Source organism: Pseudomonas caspiana, from assembly GCF_040224095.2.
GTDB classification, from domain to species: domain Bacteria; phylum Pseudomonadota; class Gammaproteobacteria; order Pseudomonadales; family Pseudomonadaceae; genus Aquipseudomonas; species Aquipseudomonas caspiana.
In genome coordinates this window covers 3,799,838-3,817,698 of sequence record NZ_CP167995.1, presented here as the reverse complement: position 1 = coordinate 3,817,698, position 17,861 = coordinate 3,799,838, and the positions used below count along the sequence as shown (strand labels likewise).

Below are 17,861 nucleotides of genomic sequence, written 5' to 3'. Positions count from 1 at the left end.
AAAACAGAAATCAATACATGAAAATAGTTTTCTATGGTGCGGTTTGTTTTCTGGCGTAGATACTTGTGGGAGCAGAGCTTGCTCGCGATCAGGCCAGGCATGATTTGCCTGAAACCTGCGGCGTCCTCATCCCTGGCAAGCTTGGTTTTTATCAAACAAAAGTAGTTTTCTGAGTTGACCCAAACCCTGTAGGAGCTCACCGAGGTTACGAGGCCAGCGATAGCGATTTTGTCTGACACTCCGCCATCGCTGGCCTCGTAACCTCGGTGAGCTCCTAAAAATTTAGGTACACAAATGTTTTACCTACTCGCTAAACCGCTCCCGATAAGCCATCGGTGTCACTCCCAATCCGCGCAAGAAGCTACGCCGCAAGGTCTCCTCGCTGCCAAACCCACACCGCGCCGCAACGCGTTTGATCGGCTGTGTGCTGTCCGCCAATAACCGCCGGGCCGCTTCGACCCGCAATTGTTCGATGGCCTTGGCCGGGGTAATGCCGGTCTGTGTGCGGTAGTGGCGGACGAAACTACGTTCGCTCATACCCACCTTTGTAGCCAGAGCGGTAACACTGAGGTCGCTGGTCAGGTTCTCGATAATCCAGCCATGCAGATCGGAAAAACGTCCATCGTCAGCGGCGCTGGCCTGCTGCATTGACAGGGTTGCGCTGAATTGCGACTGGCCGCCCGGCCGCTTGAGGAACACCACCAGATCGCGCGCCACGGCCAGTGCCATGGCGTGGCCCAGATCCTCTTCGACCAGTGCCAAGGCCAGATCAATGCCTGCTGTAACACCGGCTGAGGTCCAGTAACCATGGTCGTTGATGAAGATCGGATCGGGATCGACCCGTAACGCTGGATATTGCCGGGCCAGCGCCTCGCAACTGTGCCAATGGGTCACCACGCGGCGGCCGTCGAGCAAGCCGGTCGCGGCCAGCAGAAACGCGCCACTGCACACCGAGGCCACGCGTCTGGCAGCGCGGGCTCGTTCGTGCAGCCAGCGCACCAGCTCAGGATCGCTGGCCGCTACTTGCACACCGCGGCCTCCCGCCACGATCAACGTGTCGCTGGGTTCACTGGCCAGCGGCAAAGGCCAGGTCAGCAAGCCCAATCCGGCGGACGACTCTACCGCCTGATCCTGCGCCGCGATGACCTTCACCTGGTAGGGCAACGGCAAGCCTTGTTGCCGGGCTTGCACGTTAGCCGATGCAAAGACCTGCAAAGGGCCGCAGACGTCGAGGACCTGAACATTTGGAAACGCAAGAATGTGCACGGATCTGGGTTGATCGGTCATGAGCGTGATCCGCAAACCGTTGGCGTAAAAAGAGGGGTATATGGCGAATGCGCCAAAGGCTAAACCGCTAGAGTTGTTGCGTCTACCTCAACCTCAAGCGAACTCCATATGACCCTGCACATCGGCTTGCTCGTATTTCCCAAAGTGCAACAACTGGACCTGACCGGTCCTTACGACGTGTTTGCCTCAACACCCGGTGTGACCGTGCATTTGATCTGGAAGGACATCGAACCTTTGTATTCCAGCACCGGCCTGCAACTCAAACCGACTCAGACCTTTGCTGCTTGCCCGCCACTGGACGTGTTGTGTATTCCGGGCGGGCAGGGCATCGACACCCTGCTGGAGGACGAACAAACCCTGGCTTTCATCCGCGAGCAGGCGCCGACCGTGAAATACCTGACCTCGGTCTGCACCGGTGCATTGGTGCTTGGCGCGGCCGGGTTGTTGAAGGGCAAGCAAGCGACCACTCATTGGGCCTCGCATGAATTGCTGGAGAGTTTCGGTGCAATCGCCGTGCATGAACGCGTGGTCCGCGATGGCAACCTGATGACGGGTGGCGGTGTGACGGCGGGAATTGATTTCGCCTTGACGCTGGTAAGCGAAATGTTCGGAGCGGTGCAGGCGCAGACCGTGCAGCTGCAACTGGAATATGCCCCTGCGCCGCCTTTCCATGCAGGCCACCCCTCAACCGCACCCGCCGAAGTCCTGGCATTGGCCAGCGAGCGACTCCGGGAGTCCATCGCGCAACGCCGCGAGATCGTGGCGCGACGGGTGGCGAAGTCTTAGGGGTTTACGGCAGGAACTTCATACCAGCCGAGGAACATGTCGAGTGTCGACTCGATGACACGGGTTTGATCTTGGGCACTCAGTACCGGCTTGTTGAAAGTCACCTGAGGCCAGAACGCGAAGCCCTTGAGCAGACCATGCATCTGCGTGGCGGCGAAGGTTGGGTCGGCAGGCTTGAGACGGCCGTCGGCCTGGGCAGCGCGGATCCATGCGGCAAAGGTTTCTTCGCGTTCATCCAGACGCGCCAGCCAGGCTTGCGCGCGTTCGGGTGAGTGGATCGTTGCACCCAGCGCAACCCGGGCCAGATCAAGGCAATTAGGATCAGAAAGGGTCTGCATTTTTGCCTGCAACATACTGCGCAACTGATGACGCAGTGTCACGCCGGGCCGATAGATTGAATCCGCAATCTCGCCAATACGGCACCAGAGGCGCTGAAGGATTTCCGCGAACAGTTCTTCCTTGCTCGGGAAATGGTTGTAGACCGTGCGTTTGGAAACCTCCGCCCGTGCGGCAATGCGGTCCATGCTGGTCACTTCAAACCCGGTCTCGCGGAACTCGGCAATGGCTGCCAGCACGATAGCTTCGCGTTTTCGGTCGGTGAGTCGCAGGGGAGCAGTCATAGGTCTCGCTTCAAACAAGTGTTTTGATAAAAAGTACACCCGGCAGTTTACTTGTCATCAATGATGATGCAAGCTTAAAACTACACTGTGTAGTGTAAAACTAGGTTACACATTATCTTCCTTTTCCGCTATTGCAAAGCGGAGGCGATGATGAGCAGCGCGGCAAACTCCCGGAGTCAGCAGACCATGTCAAAGACCACAGAAAATTCGTCAGCTCAGCCATTACCAACCCTGCAGAAGCACGAGGGGCGTTATCGCAACCCCGTGCCTATGAGTCGTATGGGCTTTTTCAAAACGCTGGGGATTTTCTGGAACATGGCCTTCAAGAAACCATCGGTCACACGTCCCTCGGGGGAAATTCCAGTGCAATCATTGTCGCGTCAACAGCTTCTGGCTGCGCCTGACTACACGGTCTACCGCCTTGGGCATTCCACGGTTTTGCTGAAAATGCGCGGGGTGTTCTGGCTGACTGATCCTGTCTTTGCCGAGCGTGCTTCGCCGGTGCAATGGGCTGGGCCGCAGCGCTTCCATCAGCCGCCTGTAAGCCTGGAAGAACTGCCGCCGATCAAGGCAGTGATTCTGTCCCATAACCACTACGATCATCTCGACCACATGGCGATCAAGGCGCTGGAAGCAAAGACCGAGCACTTCCTGACGCCGTTGGGTGTGGGGGATACGTTGATGGAGTGGGGCGTGCCCGCGCACAAGATTCAGCAACTGGATTGGTGGCAGTCCACTGAAGTACATGGCATGCAGTTTGTGGCTACGCCCTCGCAACACTTCTCCGGCCGTACGCTGCTGGACCGCAATCGCAGCCTGTGGGCGTCCTGGGTCATGCACGATGAACATCAACGGATCTTCTTCAGCGGCGATACTGGTTACTTCGACGGCTTCAAAACCATTGGTGAGCAGTACGGTCCGTTTGACCTCACCTTGATGGAAACCGGTGCCTACAACGTCGACTGGCCCGACGTGCACATGCAACCAGAAGAAACCCTGCAAGCGCACATTGACCTGCGCGGGCGCTGGCTGCTGCCGATCCATAACGGCACCTTTGACCTGGCCATGCATGCCTGGCACGAGCCCTTTGACCGCATCATCGCGTTGGCCTGGGAGCGGAATGTCTCAATCACCACGCCACAAATGGGACAGCCGTTTTACGTGCAATACCCGTGTCGCGGCAATGCCTGGTGGCTGGGCATGGAAGGTGTGCGGGAAGTGCCGCTGGAAGAAAACCGACGTTTTCAGTACGTGCGGCGCAATGCTTGACGCCTGCCTGTGCAGGCGAACTCACTGCCACTGACTACGCGCGGGGGCCTGTGGGAGCGGTGCTGGCCCGCGATTGGGTTTGCAAATTATCGCGGGCAAGCACCGCTCCCACATGAGATCACCGGTAATACCCTCAGCCCTGCTTGGGATCCGCAGGTGTGCCCGGTCTCGGTTGCTCGCCTTTCTCATTCATCTGCTTATTCTTCTCGCCAATCTTTCCGGCATTTTCCGGTTTGTGGTCGAGGTCTTCGCGGTTCGATTCCTGGTCTTTCGCTTTCTCGGTCATCACGGCATCTCTTGTTTGTTGTTGATAGAGATTGGGCAACGACAACCGGCTAAAAATTCGAAATGTTTTACGAACGTGCTGGTGTATCGAGATAGAGCCTTCGTTCATATCCGAAATATCCCACAACATCTCTCCTACATTCCCGACTGACTATTGAGTCATCCAACGGCAAAGTCCGCGCTTTCTTTGGCCAAGGATTTGCCATGCACGGTCAGTCAGTGACGTCCGCCATTTCGCTGCCGGATGACTTCACGTGGGATAAGCCTGTCGGCCTCCTTCTGGATGCCATTCAGGTCGAAAACCTCGTTCGCCGTCTGTATGAGTGGTCCCCGGCCCCGGAAGCTCATGTGCTCTACAACGGTACTCGATGGGCGAGTATCAGTCGGCTTTCCCCTTGTCTCGTTCGCATACGCGATGATCAGAACCCGGTACTTCAGCAGTTTCTGGCCAACACAGCCGGTAGCTGGGGATACCTGCTTGTCAGTGATGGCTCGTGGGACGAACTGCTGGCCCACATGCGCTGGTTGACCAGCTTCCGTCCAGCACAGCATGACGATATGTATTTGCGTATTTCCTCTCCTGACGTAGCCCATGCGCTGTTCGCACCGGAACATCAACCGGACGTGGAGCTTTTCGGACCCTGCGAGACAGTATTGGTCAGTCAATATCCCGTATCGGGATGGCGGCAATATCAGCGTCCGGGAGACAAACCGCTATTAAGGCCTTTTGAGTCGTTCAGACCCAACGACGAGCAATGGGCTGCCCTCCAGACGGTTGCCTATCGAATGTCTGTGAATCAGCTCTATGTGCATATGAGCCGCTTCTTCCCGGATTACCTGGCTGACTTACCTACGGAACAACGTCTGGAACGTATTCACCAGCTTGTTAAATCAGCCGTTGAACGCGGCTTTCGGGCCCGACGGGAAATATGGCTGTACGCCAATGTTTTCGGCTTTTTGGGCGATGAAGGGCTTCAATCCCATCCGGATATCGTGGAGCTGCTGAACAGAAAATCTGACCTGACACCCCATCAACGTGTCCATCGAGCAGCCACCCTGGCGGCGCAGCGGAGTACCCAATGACTGACCTTCAGACCCCTCGTGGTCATCTGGCAAACCTGACGGCCAACGCGCAACACGTCGATGAACTTGACGCGGGCGGCATGTGCCCATTGATGAAGCCTACCCTCCAGTTTTTGCCTCTTCGGTACGGCCTTGTGGAAAACCTGCAGCCACCCCGAAGCTTTTCTATACCGCACCACTTGCAAAGCCGACAAACCGGTATACGCCTGCTACGCGACGGCTACCTGTATATCGTCGATGACTCCAGCGGCTACCTGCATGAATACCGAATAGAACAAGGCTCGCTAAGCAAACTTCTATGGAAAGGAGCAGAGGTCAGCGCTGATATCCGGACTCACTCGATCGGCGAACCCGAGTTGGTATTCCCTAGGCACAGCACCCTGTATGTAGCGTATTCAGAGTTTCAATGGACGGCATACAAATGTTCTCAGGTTATCGGTCAATTGCCTGAGCGAGAACACTTCATGCAACGCGTCAGCCTTGAAAAGGTGCAATGCGCAGATGTGGGAAAACATCTACTGAATGAAAAGCAGGCACGCCAATGGCTCGCCGAAACTGCTGAAACCTTGCCCAATCAAGACTTGCCTGATGGCGCAAACGCGCAGGAGAGCATCCCTTACAGTTGGGAGCATGAGGCATTGTTTCGCAGCACCTGGATTGAAGAACTGACAAGCCAGGTCAATGCAGCACACAAACATGATTTTCTGTTTCTGGTGGTTCGTGATGATATCGGCATCATGCTCGATCTGGCTGCGGCACAACTCAAACTGGCTGACTGGATCGGCCAGTGGAGCGAGGATGAAAACACTCAGCATCAATACCTGACAGGTGCTTACGTCCAGGCCATGTATGAGGTGAATCAGAAACGCCTGGAAAAGCTGGGTAGTACAGACCCGCGCTACGAAGCACTCATCGACGATACCGACGACGCCGAGCGGGAAAAGCTCTACGAATACCTGCGTGTGAAGCGCGACTATCGCGGTCCGGCAATCTTCGGTGACGAGCAAAGCTGGCGCTATCAGGCGCAAAACAACCCGCTGGCCAAGGCCACAGTTGAACTCCTCGACACTCTCGGACAATCGCGTTGGGAAACTCATCGTCCGGCAATCAACGACCTTGAAGTGGATACCTGGCATGCGCTGGGTGGCAAGGAAATCGGCGAGCGGGGCATTGATCAACTGGTGCATCGTGAGGCGATGCAACGCTTCATGCTCAAGCAACAGGCATTACTGAGCCATTGGCACGGCCAGCTCAAGCGTGTCCGTGCCGACCGCCTGAAAATGATTATCGAAGGTCATTTTCACCGTGCTGCCTGGTATTACGATTTCAACCAAAGCGAGCAGATTCAGCATCGGTTGGAGCGAGAGTTCAACTGCGTGGCGGCGATCTGTGACGATGAGGCGTCCGTTCGGCAACTGCATGACTATCTGGAGAAAAACCCGCTGGTCCAGATTCCGGGTCTCGACACCTTGAATCTGGCAGACCAAACCGACGTGCAGAAAAAGCTCGCCGAGCTGAGTAACTTCAGCATCAAACTCAGCGACGCTCCGGCGGTGGTTCGCGACATGGATTTACTGGCCAATCAGTTCAACAGCCTGATGCGTCAGAGGTTGCCTGACTTCGACAATCTGAATACTCAATTCACGGGTTTGAGAAGCTTGTTGGGGAATGCTTATGATCCGGCCTCACAGATGCAACAGGCTCATGAGCTTGATCTTATCAAGCAGCAATTTCGCAACAGCCAGCCAATAGATCCTAATAGCTTTATTCGCAATATTGGTACTGCGGCGCGACTTCGCCTAATCAGCGCTTACGCTACAAGCGGGCTGCAGTTGCGTATTGCCTCGGATGCTGAATACGGGCAATTCAATCGAGATCGTAAGGCAGCCTTGACGCTGCGTGATGAGCTTAAAGGACTTTATAAAGAACGTCGCGAACTGCTCAAGTACAAAACTAATGACGCAGATCCGTTGGGCTATCGCATGCGTATTAACGAGCATATTGGTGCTCTCCAGTATCAACTGGCCCCTATTGAGGAGCGCCTGAGTCTGGCATTGACCCCCGGTGGTGGTGCAGGGAAGTTCGGGCTGGTGCTCGGAAATATGGACCCCCAACTTTTGGAGGAGATGCAGCGTACTGTAAGCGACTATCGAAGGACTGGGACCTTTAAGGAGCCGATACGTGGGTTGTTGACGTCGAAGGGGGATCAGATTGCAGCGGTGCTGTTTTTGATTCAAACAATTAAATTTATTGAGGTTTATTCAAAGATCTCATCGAAAGAAGACCTCGGGTGGAGAGACCTAATTGATTTAACAGATGCAGGGATTACCATGTCATCTGCTGGTTTTGCAGCGATTCAAGGTATATCGATTAACGTGCTGCAAGCACATATCAGCCAAAGGTACAGTGCAAGTGGCAAGCTGGATACTATGGGTCGCTTGGGTCAGTGGTCTGCATTCACTGGTTTGGGCGCTTTTGGCTTAGGGCTGGCTGCCGCATCTGCCGATTTCGGTAAGCATACTAAACAATGGGCAAACGCATTGGCAGAAGGTGACGGCAAAAAACTTGCTGCGACCTCGTTGCAAATGAGTGGGGACGTGGTATTAGTTAATACGAATGGGTGGGCGCTTAAACACACCGCATCTATAACTCGAAAAATCATGCGCGAGCCTGCGAAGTTACGTGCGCTAGCCTGGGCACAACACAGTTCCTCGCTGGTCGGCATTGCCGCCAGAGCAAATCTGATCGGTATCGCTGCCACCGGCCTTCAGCTTTCAGGGGAGGCGTTGTACAACTACTTCAATCTCGACTCACTGAAAAAGTGGGTCAGAGGCAGCATCTGGGGACGGGAGAATCTCGGTCTGAGTCTGGACGAGAGCTGGGGGAAACTGGCCGGGATCGTTCAGCAGCCCTTATGCGAATTGGTGCGTACCCGGCACAGTGTCGAGCTGCGGCTGACCTTTCCAGGCATCCGCAGTGCGGACCTGGAGCGTCGCAACGTGTGGATCGAAGCTCATCAGCGCCAGAGGGATCCGGGCCTTTCACGGGGGCTGCAAAATCCTGTTTATTGGTCGAAATGTACCGAGGTATTGGTAAGCCAGCTGAGGCGTGTTGATCGTCCTGATGCGGCGCTTGTTTTGTGTCTGGATCTGCGCCCCTTGATGACGGACCACTTCGGGCTGGCCCTGGCGGTCAGCTATGACCTTGAAGAGCACCGCACTATCAGTCACCGCTCTACCTTTTACGTGGTGGATTTGCATCGCAGGTTGATCGAGGATCGTTGGCAGGAGCGAATCGGCACTTTCGCGTACAAGGCAGAAACAGAGGAGTCGATGCAACTTAAACCCTCCGCGCCGTGGCTGCTTAGGGGCATTGATCTGGTGAAGCCTGATGCTCAGTAAGCTGTTTAAGCGCGAAGCCGACCGCGTGCCGCCAGTTGCTAATGACTTAGATACCTTGCGACCCAAAGTAGGAGAAATACGCAAGACGGCTTTCGAGGAAACCCTGTATCTGGCTCCTTTGCCTGTTTATACCGGTCAGTTGCCGGTGAGTACTCATGATTTCTCGGAAGTGAACGACGTATATCTTCAAGTAGGTGGAAGTAATGGAGGCATGGTATGGCAGGCGAAGTTGCTTGCCTGGGTCATTTGGATTGCAATCATTATTCTGATTGGAATGCCTGTCTGGATTGCGACGTTTGTTCATTTTTTTGGGGTGGAGAGTGCCAGTAACACGTTTTCCAGAATTTTAATTTTAGGGCTTAAAGTTGTTTGGACATATTATCTGCCGGGGGTATGTCTAATGGTTGGGATTTTTGTCCATACCATAATTTCCCAAACCCGAGAACAAGCAAGACAGTACCCATTACGCTTTAATCGTCAGCGTCGAGAAGTCTGCTATGTCAGCAGCGATACCCACGAAGTCCTGATAGTGCCTTGGGAAAAGGTAACCGCCTGGGTGTCGCAAGGAGAGATGGTTAGCCAATACGGGGCCACGGTTTTCTTTACCTTTGGTCTTGCGCTGGAAAATGAAAAGACGGAAATGGTACAGCCTTTGTTGCTTGGCAAACCCAGCCAAGCCCACGCCATAGGGACTTGGGAAGCCATTCGGCATTACATGGAGCATGGCGTGCCCGAGGATCAACACGATATATGGCCAGGACGCGCCCTTACGGAATATGAGTTGCGGCCATACGAGGGCTTGCACACATGGGAAGTTGAAAAGCGACTGAAGGAGGACATGGGGGGATTGCACAGCTGCTTCAGCGATGAGGAGCGTGCGGAGATCGGTCTGGCTCCCCGCACCCGCTGGCCCCTGCGCCGCTGGTATATCTGGCGTGTACTCAGCTTCTGGAAAATGCCCTATATGATTGCCGAATGGGGCCATAAAGCGGGCACTCCGTATATCCCGGAAAAAGTCCACGAGTGGTCAGCGCCTATTCCTCCAGATCAATGGGCCAAACCCAGCCCGGAACTGCAACGAGCTACAAAAATTGTTGAGCAGGCCATGAACAGGAAAAAGAACAAGCTGGACTTTCGCGCTGCTTGCCTGCTGATCGAAAGCAAGAGTTGACTTAATGTTCAGTAAACTGTTCAAACGTAAAGCAGAACCTGTGCGGCCGTCGGCTCATGACTTAGATACCTTACGACCCAAAGCAGGTGAAGTATGCAAAACGGCTATCGAGGAAACCTTGTATCTTGCTCCTTTGCCTGTCTATACCGGTCAGTTGCCAGCGAGTATTCATGATTTCTCGGAGGTGAATAACGTATACCTTCAAGTAGGTGGAAGTAATAGAGGCATGGTATGGCAGGCGAAGTTGCTTGCCTGGGTCATTTGGATTGCAATCATTATTCTGATTGGAATACCGGTCTGGATTGCGACTTTTATTTATTTTTTTGGAGTGGAGAGCCCCAGCAACACGTTCTCCAGAGTTTTAATTTTGGGTCTTCAGGTTACCTGGACCTATTGTCTGCCGGGGGTATGTCTGATGGTTGGAACTTGCGTCCACACGACAATCTCCCAAACCCGAGAACAAGCAAGACAGTATCCATTACGCTTCAATCGTCAGCGTCGAGAAGTCTGCTATGTCAGCAGCGATACCCACGAAGTCCTGATAGTACCTTGGGAAAAGGTAACAGCCTGGGTGTTGCAAGGAGAGGTGGTTAGCCAATACGGGGCCACGGTTTTCTTTACCTTTGGTCTTGCGCTGGAAAATGAAGAGACGGAAATGGTACAGCCTTTGTTGCTTGGCAAGCCCAGCCTGGCCCACGCCATAGGGACCTGGGAAGCTATTCGGCAATATATGGAGCATGGGGTGCCTGAGGATAAATACGACGTATTGCAACGTCTTTCCCATGGTCGCGCCTATACGGAATATGAGCTTCGTCCTTATGAGGGCCTGCATACCTGGGAAGTCGAAAAACTGTTGAAAGAGGAAGAAGGGGGCCTGCACTGCTGCTTCAGCGATGAGCGCCGTGCTGAGATCGGCTTCTCCCCGCGCACTCGCTGGCCCCTGCGCCGCTGGTACATCTGGCGTGTACTCAGCTTCTGGAAAATGCCCTATATGATCGCCGAATGGGGCCATAAAGCGGGCACTCCGTATATCCCGGAAAAAGTCCGCGAGTGGTCAGCGCCTATTCCTCCAGATCAATGGGCCAAACCCAGCCCGGAACTGCAACGCGCGACAAAAGTGGTTGAGCAGGCCATGAACCGGAAAAAGAACAAGCTGGACTTCCGTTCGGCCTGCCAATTGATCGGGGGCAGGTAAACAGACACCTACTGGCAATCAAACCCGATCCGTCATCGCCGCCAAGGCTACCGAAGTCGCTGCCGTCCGGGTTTCGACGCCCAGCTTGATGTAGATATGTTCCAGGTGCTTGTTCACCGTGCGCGGGCTGAGTTGCAGGATGTCGCCGATGTCTTTGTTGGTCTTGCCGCAGGACACCCAGCGCAGTACTTCGATTTCTCGTTCGGTGAGCTGGAAGCGGCTGGAGAGTTTGCCGTAGGCGGGCTTGTCGTCGAAGCCCAGGCTGGCGGATTGTGAGGCGTTGCGGGCAGATTGCAGGATGCGCGCGGTGCGTAAATGGGAGGCGACCCGGGCCAGAACTTCGTCGCAGACGATAGGTTTGGTCACGTAGTCGATGGCCCCGGCTTCGAAGCCTTTGACCACATGTTCGCTGTCGGTGAGGGCCGTCATGAACAGGATCGGAATGTTAGCGCTTTCCGGCTGTGCCTTGATCCGGCGACAGGTTTCGAAGCCGTCCAGACCGGGCATCATGGCGTCCAGCAGGATCAGGTCCGGGCGCCTGCGTTGAATGCGGTTTAGAGCGCTGCTGCCGTCCAGAGCCACCAGCACCATGTAGCCGGCTTCGTCCAGCGCGTCGGAGAGCAACGCGAGATTGTCCGGTGTGTCGTCGACGATCAGGATCACGCTGTTATCAGCGGGTTGGATCGGGGCGTTCATTGAGGGCCTCCTTCAGTTGCAGGCTGAGTTCATCCAGACGAAAGCCCTTGGCAAGGGTTCGCAGGTCGGCGATGAAGCTGGCGCTGGTGATGCTTTCCCGCTCGATGGCATCGAGTTTGGCCTGGATGCCACGCACATAACCCAGGCCGCACAGCTCGTACAGATCCAGCAGGTCCTGACGGGGCGGCAGAGTCCACGGCGCTTTGACCACCGAGACCGAGCGCAGGCGACGCAACCATTGCAGTTGCAAGTGGTGCTGAATGCGGTCCAGCAGTTGCTGGATGTGTACCGGCTTGGCGAGATAGTCGTTGCAGACCTCAGGCAGGCTGCGTTCCTTATCTTCAGTAAACGGGTTGGCGTTCGCTGAAATGATGATGATCGGTGCCAGCGACAGGGCGTTGCGGCGGATCAGGCGGCTGGTTTCCCAACCGTCCATGTCCGGCATCGATAAATCCATGAGAATCAGGTCCGGGTGCAGCAGCGACACCTGACGAATTGCTTCCTGACCATTCGCTGCCTGGGCGACTTCAAAGCCCAGCGGTGTGAGCATGCCGCTGATGACTTTGCGATGCTCGATATGATCATCCACCACCAGAATCAGCTGTCGTTCGCCCTCATAGCCCATGACGTCGTGATCCACATGGATCACCGCCTTGGGCACGCGCACTTCGGACAGAAACAGCCGGACCTGAAAGCGCGTGCCTTCGTCGGGCTGACTGGTAACGGACAAGGCGCCGCCCATCAACGAGGTGAGCATGCGCGTGATGGTCAACCCCAGGCCCACGCCGTTGTCCTGACGCACCAGACCGCCGCGTTCGAAGGGCTGGAAGATCCGCTCGATCTGCTCGGGAGCGATGCCGATTCCGGTGTCGATGATGTCGAAAATCGCCGTTTCCCGGCGATAACTGACGCGCAGGCAGACTTCGCCGCTGTCGGTGAAATTTACTGCGTTGCCCAGCAAATTGATCAGGATTTGCCGCACGCGTTTCTCGTCGCCGCGAACCACCGCAGGCATGCGCCCCTCCACATCGAGCCGGAAGGTCAGGCCCTTTTCCCGCGCTGTCGGGGCAAACATCTGCTCAAGATCGTGAAGGAATTCCTGAAAGAGGATTTCCGACGGCTCAAGGCGCAGTTTGCCTGCCTCGATTTTGGCGACATCCAGTAAGCCGTCGATCAACGACAGCAAGTGCGAACTGCTGCGCAGGATGGTCGCCAGCGGATCCTGCTGATGGCCCGGTGTTGCAGGATCGCGTTGCAGAATCTGGGTGAAACCGAGAATGCTGTTCAGCGGTGTGCGCAGCTCATGAGACAGGCCGGTCACGTAGCGGCTCTTGGCCGCATTGGCTGCCTCCGAGGCTTCCTTGGCTTTTTGCAGGGCCTGATCAGTTTTGTCGTGGGCATCGATTTCCTGCATCAGCAATGAAGTCTGGCGGTCCGATTCTTCCAGCGCCACACGACGGCTTTCCCGGGTCAGCACTACCCACCAGGCCAGAATTCCGGCGAACACGCAGAGGGTGAAGAACGCTTTGAGAAAGGCGAGAAACAGCGTGTGATGCACGGCGGGGGACTGGTCAATCAGGCTGTGAGACACCTGGCCATAGATCACCGCAAGTGCACCGGAAATGGTTAGCAGCAGGACCGTCAACAGACCCAGGTATTGCGCCAGTCGGGTATGCAGATAGTGCAGCGGCAGTTTCGGCAGCACTTTGCTGATCACGTCTTCGAACTGCATCGACAGCCGCGCGCGGCTTTTGCACTGGTCGGCGCAGCGGGCATCCAGCGAACAGCACAACGAGCAGATGGGCGAGCTGTAGGCCGGGCAGTAAGCCATGTCCGGCGTTTCGAATTCATTGCTGCACAAGCCACAGCGCAGGCTCGTTTGTTGGCCAAGAGGAAAGAGTTGCAGCGGGTCGCTGGTGCGGGCGATGTAGTACTTGCCTTGGGTCCACCAGGCGATCAACGGTGCGGCAATCAACGCAGTGGTCAGGGAAATCAGCGGCGGGGCGGCCTGAGCCAGTTCGCCGAATGCCCCGAAATGGGCACTGATCGACAGCAATGAAGCAATCGACATGGCGCCGACGCCGACGGGGTTGATGTCATACAGGTGCGCGCGTTTGAATTCGATGTGTTTCGGCGAGAAGCCCAGCGGCTTGTTGATCACCAGATCCGCTACGAGCGTGCCGATCCAGGCAATGGCCACGTTGGCGTACAGGCCGAGCACTTGCTCGATCGCGTCGAATACTCCCAGCTCCATCAGGATCAGGGCGATGGCGACGTTGAACACCAGCCACACAACCCGTCCCGGATGACTGTGGGTGACGCGGGCAAAAAAGTTCGACCAGGCCAGAGAACCGGCGTAGGCATTGGTCAGGTTGATCTTGATCTGGGAAATGATCACGAACAGCACCATGGCCGCCAGGGCCCATTCCGGCGAGCTGAACACGTAACGAAACGCCACCAGATACATCTGCGTCGGTTCAGCGGCGCGCTCGATGGGCACTTCGTGTTGCAGGGCGAGGAAGGCCAGAAAGGCGCCAGCCATTATTTTCAGCGCACCGGGGATGATCCATCCGGGCCCGGCCATCAACAGTGCGGCCCACCAGCGTTTGCGGTTCTTGCGGGTTTTTTCCGGGAGAAAGCGTAAATAGTCGACCTGTTCGCCGATTTGCGTCACCAACGACAGCGCAACGCTGAACGCTGCACCAAAGAACAGCAGATTGAAGGTGCCGCCTTCGCCTTCGCGCCCGGCAAAGGTCGTCAGGTCGGTGAGGGCTTCTGGGTTTTTCCAGATGACGAAGATGTACGGCACCAGCAACAAGGTCAGCCACAGCGGTTGTGACCACATCTGCAAACGGCTGATCAGGGTGATGCCGTAAGCCACCAGCGGGATGACGATGATCGAGCAGATGACGTAAGCCATGGCCAGCGGGATCTGGAAATACAGCTCGATGGCCAGCGCCATGATCGCCGCTTCAAGGGCAAAGAACAGGAAGGTGAAGCTGGCGTAGATCAGCGAAGTAATGGTCGAGCCGATGTAGCCAAAGCCTGCGCCGCGGGTCAGCAGATCCATGTCCACGCCGTAGCGGGCCGCGTAGTAGCTGATGGGCAGGCCGGTCAGGAAGATCACCAGCGCCGTGGCAAGGATCGCCCATAACGTGTTGGTGAATCCATAACTCATCACCAGCGCACCGCCGATGGCCTCCAGCGCCAGAAACGAAACCGCCCCGACGGCGGTGTTGGCGATGCGAAATTCCGACCATTTGCGAAAGGACTTAGGGGTGAAACGTAAGGCGTAGTCCTCCATGGTCTCGTCCGCGACCAGGCTGTTGTAATCGCGGCGTACCTTGACGATGCGTTGGGAGCCGGAGGGTCGCACGGTCGATTTCCTGAAAGGTTATTGAATTGCCGACAGCAACTTCCGTGCCTGTGAGTTGAATCTCCGTTGTTCCTGACACGGCGCTGACCCTGTGGGAGCTGGGCTTGCCCGCGATAAAGCTGGATACGATCCAACGTGAACCGCGTCCTGACTTGTCGCGGGCAAGCCCGGCTCCCACATGAGATATGCGCAAGGTTTCCAGGCGCACATATGCGCGCAATCATCCTCGTTTTTGCGCAATCCGGCCCTACGTCAAATGACGTAGCCCGGTACGTCATGGTGCGTATACCGGCTTTGGTTCTTCGACCTCATGCTTGCCGCAACTTCGCTGCGATGCCCTTTGGAATCGCCGCGAACCCACAAGCACAGGAGCGGGAACATGGATTCACGACTGACAGGCGCCAAAAGATTTTTGCCACGTCGATTGGCGCTGGGCGCTGCTGCGCTTTCGCTGATCGCGGCCGGAGTGTTCGGGCAAGTGGCACTGGCCGATGACGCCAACACCACCGGGCTCGCCGTGACCGCCACCGAAGTGACCGTCGGCCAGTTGCACTCGGCTACCGGCACCATGGCGATTTCCGAGACCGGTTCGATCCAGGCCGAGCGTCTGGCCATCGAGCAGATCAACGCCTCGGGCGGCATCCTCGGTCGGCAGATCAAAGTCGTGCAGGAAGACGGCGCGTCTGACTGGCCGACCTTCGCCGAGAAAGCCAAGAAACTGCTGGTCGGCGACAAGGTTGCCGCGGTGTTCGGTTGCTGGACCTCGGCCTCGCGCAAAGCGGTGTTGCCGGTGTTCGAGAAGGAAAACGGCCTGCTGTACTACCCGACCTTTTATGAAGGCTTGGAACAGTCGAAAAACGTGATTTATACCGGTCAGGAAGCCACCCAGCAGATTCTTGCGAGCCTTGACTGGATCGCCAAGACCAAAGGCGCCAAGACCTTCTACCTGATCGGCTCGGACTACATCTGGCCGCGCACCTCCATGAAGATCGCCCGTAAACACATTGAAAACGTGCTCAAAGGCACCGTGGTCGGCGAGGACTACTACCCGCTGGGCAACACTCAATTCGGTTCGTTGATCAACAAGGTCAAGCTGAAAAAGCCTGACGTGGTGTTCGCCGCCGTGGTCGGTGGCTCCAACGTTGCCTTCTACAAACAGATGAAAGCTGCGGGTGTGACGGCTGACAAACAGAACCTGCTGACCCTGTCGGTCACCGAAGACGAATTGCTGGGCATCGGCGGCGAAAACATGAAGGGCTTCTACGCCTCCATGAAGTACTTCCAGAGCCTGGATAACCCCAACAACAAAGCCTTCGTCGATGCCTTCAAAGCCAAATACGGCAAGGATTCAGTGATGGGCGACGTGACCCAGGCCGCTTATCTGGGCCCATGGTTGTGGAAAGCAGCGGTTGAGAAGGCCGGTAGCTTCGACATCGACAAGGTAGTCGCTGCATCGCCCGGCATCGAGCTGAAAACCGCGCCTGAAGGCTACGTCAAAGTTCACGAAAACCACCACCTGTGGAGCAAGACCCGCATCGGTGAAGTACAGAGCGATGGCCAGTTCAAGGTGATCTACGAGTCGGACCTGATCGAGCCGAATCCGTTTCCGAAGGGTTATCAGTAACAGTTGACGAAACCCCGTAGGAGCGCGCTTGCCCGCGATAAGGTCGGAGCGACCTTCCAGCTGTAGTGCGTTCACTATTTTTGCGACTGCTTCGCAGCCGATCGCGGGCAAGCGCGCTCCTACAGCTTTTAATCCTCGGAGACCATCATCATGGAATGGCTATCGGAATTTGGTGCCATCGCGGCCATGCAGGGGTTCAACGGGTTATCCGTGTTCTGCGTACTGCTGCTGATGGCCTTGGGGCTGGCGATCATTTTTGGCCAGATGGGCGTGATCAACATGGCCCATGGTGAATTTCTCACCATCGGTGCGTACACCACTTACGTGATGTCCAGCCTGACGTTGCAGTACATGCCGTCCATGCAGCCTTACTACTTTTTCTTCGCCATCGCGTTGTCGTTCGTGGTGGCCGGTGCCATCGGCTGGGTTGTCGAATCGGTGATGATCAGCCGTTTGTACCATCGGCCGCTGGATACTTTGCTCGCCACCTGGGGGTTGTCGCTGGTGATGCAGCAGGCCTTTCGCTCGATCTTCGGCGCCCGGGAAGTCAGCGCTACGCCGCCTGAATGGCTGATGGGCTCGGTGAGCCTCAGCGATGCCATCGAAATTCCCCGCAACGGCCTGTTCGTCATGGGCCTGACCATTGTGCTTACCGCGACGATTTTTCTGATGCTGTACCGCACTCGTTGGGGGCTGCACGTTCGCGCCACGGTGCAGAACCGGATCATGAGCCGAGCGGTGGGGATCAATACCCGCAAGGTCGATCGCATGACGTTTGCGCTCGGCTGCGGCGTCGCCGGGGTTGCCGGTGCCGCGTTCACCACCATCGGCTCCACCGGGCCAACCGCGGGTTCGCTGTACATCGTCGACACCTTTCTGGTGGTGGTTTTCGGTGGTGCGCAGAGCCTGTTTGGCACCATTGCCTCGGCGTTTGCCATCGCTCAAACCCAGTCGATTTCCGAATTCTTCATGAGCGGTTCCATGGCCAAGGTCCTGACCCTGTCAGCCGTGATCCTGATTCTGCTGATGCGCCCGCAAGGGTTGTTCTCCAGCAAAGTACGCAAGTAG

The 17,861-nt window shown here is 56.3% G+C and carries 13 protein-coding genes; 8 read left to right on the top strand and 5 right to left on the bottom strand.

Going from position 1 to position 17,861, the window contains the following annotated elements:
• Positions 1–303: 303 nt before the first annotated feature.
• Positions 304–1,287, bottom strand: a complete 984-nt coding sequence (locus ABRP31_RS17475; protein WP_349969493.1) for a GlxA family transcriptional regulator — start codon at positions 1,285–1,287, stop codon at positions 304–306.
• A 108-nt stretch (positions 1,288–1,395) separates the two neighbouring features.
• On the opposite strand from ABRP31_RS17475, the gene ABRP31_RS17470 reads away from it, so the two are divergent.
• Positions 1,396–2,073: a DJ-1/PfpI family protein gene (locus ABRP31_RS17470; protein WP_349969492.1), complete on the top strand. Its 678-nt coding sequence runs from the start codon at positions 1,396–1,398 to the stop codon at positions 2,071–2,073.
• Here ABRP31_RS17470 and ABRP31_RS17465 read toward each other — a convergent pair.
• A complete protein-coding gene (locus ABRP31_RS17465) occupies positions 2,070–2,693 on the bottom strand; it encodes a TetR/AcrR family transcriptional regulator (RefSeq protein WP_349969490.1) in 624 nt (207 codons plus the stop codon). The genes ABRP31_RS17470 and ABRP31_RS17465 overlap by 4 nt on opposite strands.
• A gap of 186 nt (positions 2,694–2,879) precedes the next feature.
• Between ABRP31_RS17465 and ABRP31_RS17460 the strand changes: the two genes are divergently transcribed.
• Positions 2,880–3,962, top strand: a complete 1,083-nt coding sequence (locus ABRP31_RS17460) for an MBL fold metallo-hydrolase (protein ID WP_349969489.1) — start codon at positions 2,880–2,882, stop codon at positions 3,960–3,962.
• Between the two features lie 133 nt (positions 3,963–4,095).
• Here ABRP31_RS17460 and ABRP31_RS17455 read toward each other — a convergent pair whose 3' ends face one another.
• Positions 4,096–4,356, bottom strand: a complete 261-nt coding sequence (locus ABRP31_RS17455; protein ID WP_349969593.1) for a hypothetical protein — start codon at positions 4,354–4,356, stop codon at positions 4,096–4,098.
• 95 nt (positions 4,357–4,451) lie between these two features.
• Here ABRP31_RS17455 and ABRP31_RS17450 point away from each other — a divergent pair, with 95 nt between their 5' ends.
• From ABRP31_RS17450 to ABRP31_RS17435, 4 genes are all read left to right on the top strand, one after another.
• The gene (locus ABRP31_RS17450; RefSeq protein WP_349969488.1) at positions 4,452–5,330 is read left to right on the top strand and encodes a DUF4123 domain-containing protein; all 879 of its coding nucleotides are present in this window, start codon (positions 4,452–4,454) and stop codon (positions 5,328–5,330) included.
• 92 nt (positions 5,331–5,422) lie between these two features.
• Positions 5,423–8,731, top strand: coding sequence for a toxin VasX (locus ABRP31_RS17445; protein WP_349969487.1), 3,309 nt, complete (start codon positions 5,423–5,425; stop codon positions 8,729–8,731).
• Entirely contained in the window at positions 8,721–9,902 is a 1,182-nt protein-coding gene (locus tag ABRP31_RS17440; RefSeq protein WP_349969486.1) for a DUF6708 domain-containing protein, read from the top strand. The genes ABRP31_RS17445 and ABRP31_RS17440 overlap by 11 nt, the downstream gene beginning before the upstream one ends.
• Positions 9,903–9,906: 4 nt before the next feature.
• Positions 9,907–11,097, top strand: a complete 1,191-nt coding sequence (locus ABRP31_RS17435; protein WP_349969485.1) for a hypothetical protein — start codon at positions 9,907–9,909, stop codon at positions 11,095–11,097.
• Between the two features lie 18 nt (positions 11,098–11,115).
• On the opposite strand, the gene ABRP31_RS17430 is transcribed toward ABRP31_RS17435, so the two are convergent.
• A complete protein-coding gene (locus ABRP31_RS17430; RefSeq protein ID WP_349969484.1) occupies positions 11,116–11,793 on the bottom strand; it encodes a response regulator in 678 nt (225 codons plus the stop codon).
• The gene (locus ABRP31_RS17425; protein WP_349969483.1) at positions 11,768–15,169 is read right to left on the bottom strand and encodes an ATP-binding protein; all 3,402 of its coding nucleotides are present in this window, start codon (positions 15,167–15,169) and stop codon (positions 11,768–11,770) included. The genes ABRP31_RS17430 and ABRP31_RS17425 overlap by 26 nt, the downstream gene beginning before the upstream one ends.
• 379 nt (positions 15,170–15,548) lie before the next feature.
• Between ABRP31_RS17425 and urtA the strand changes: the two genes are divergently transcribed.
• Together urtA and urtB are read left to right on the top strand one after the other, a co-directional pair.
• Positions 15,549–16,793 (top strand): urea ABC transporter substrate-binding protein, encoded by a 1,245-nt coding sequence (gene urtA / locus ABRP31_RS17420; RefSeq protein WP_349969482.1) that lies wholly within the window; start codon positions 15,549–15,551, stop codon positions 16,791–16,793.
• A gap of 150 nt (positions 16,794–16,943) precedes the next feature.
• On the top strand, positions 16,944–17,861 hold the full coding sequence (urtB, locus tag ABRP31_RS17415) for an urea ABC transporter permease subunit UrtB (RefSeq protein WP_349969481.1): 918 nt from the start codon (positions 16,944–16,946) through the stop codon (positions 17,859–17,861).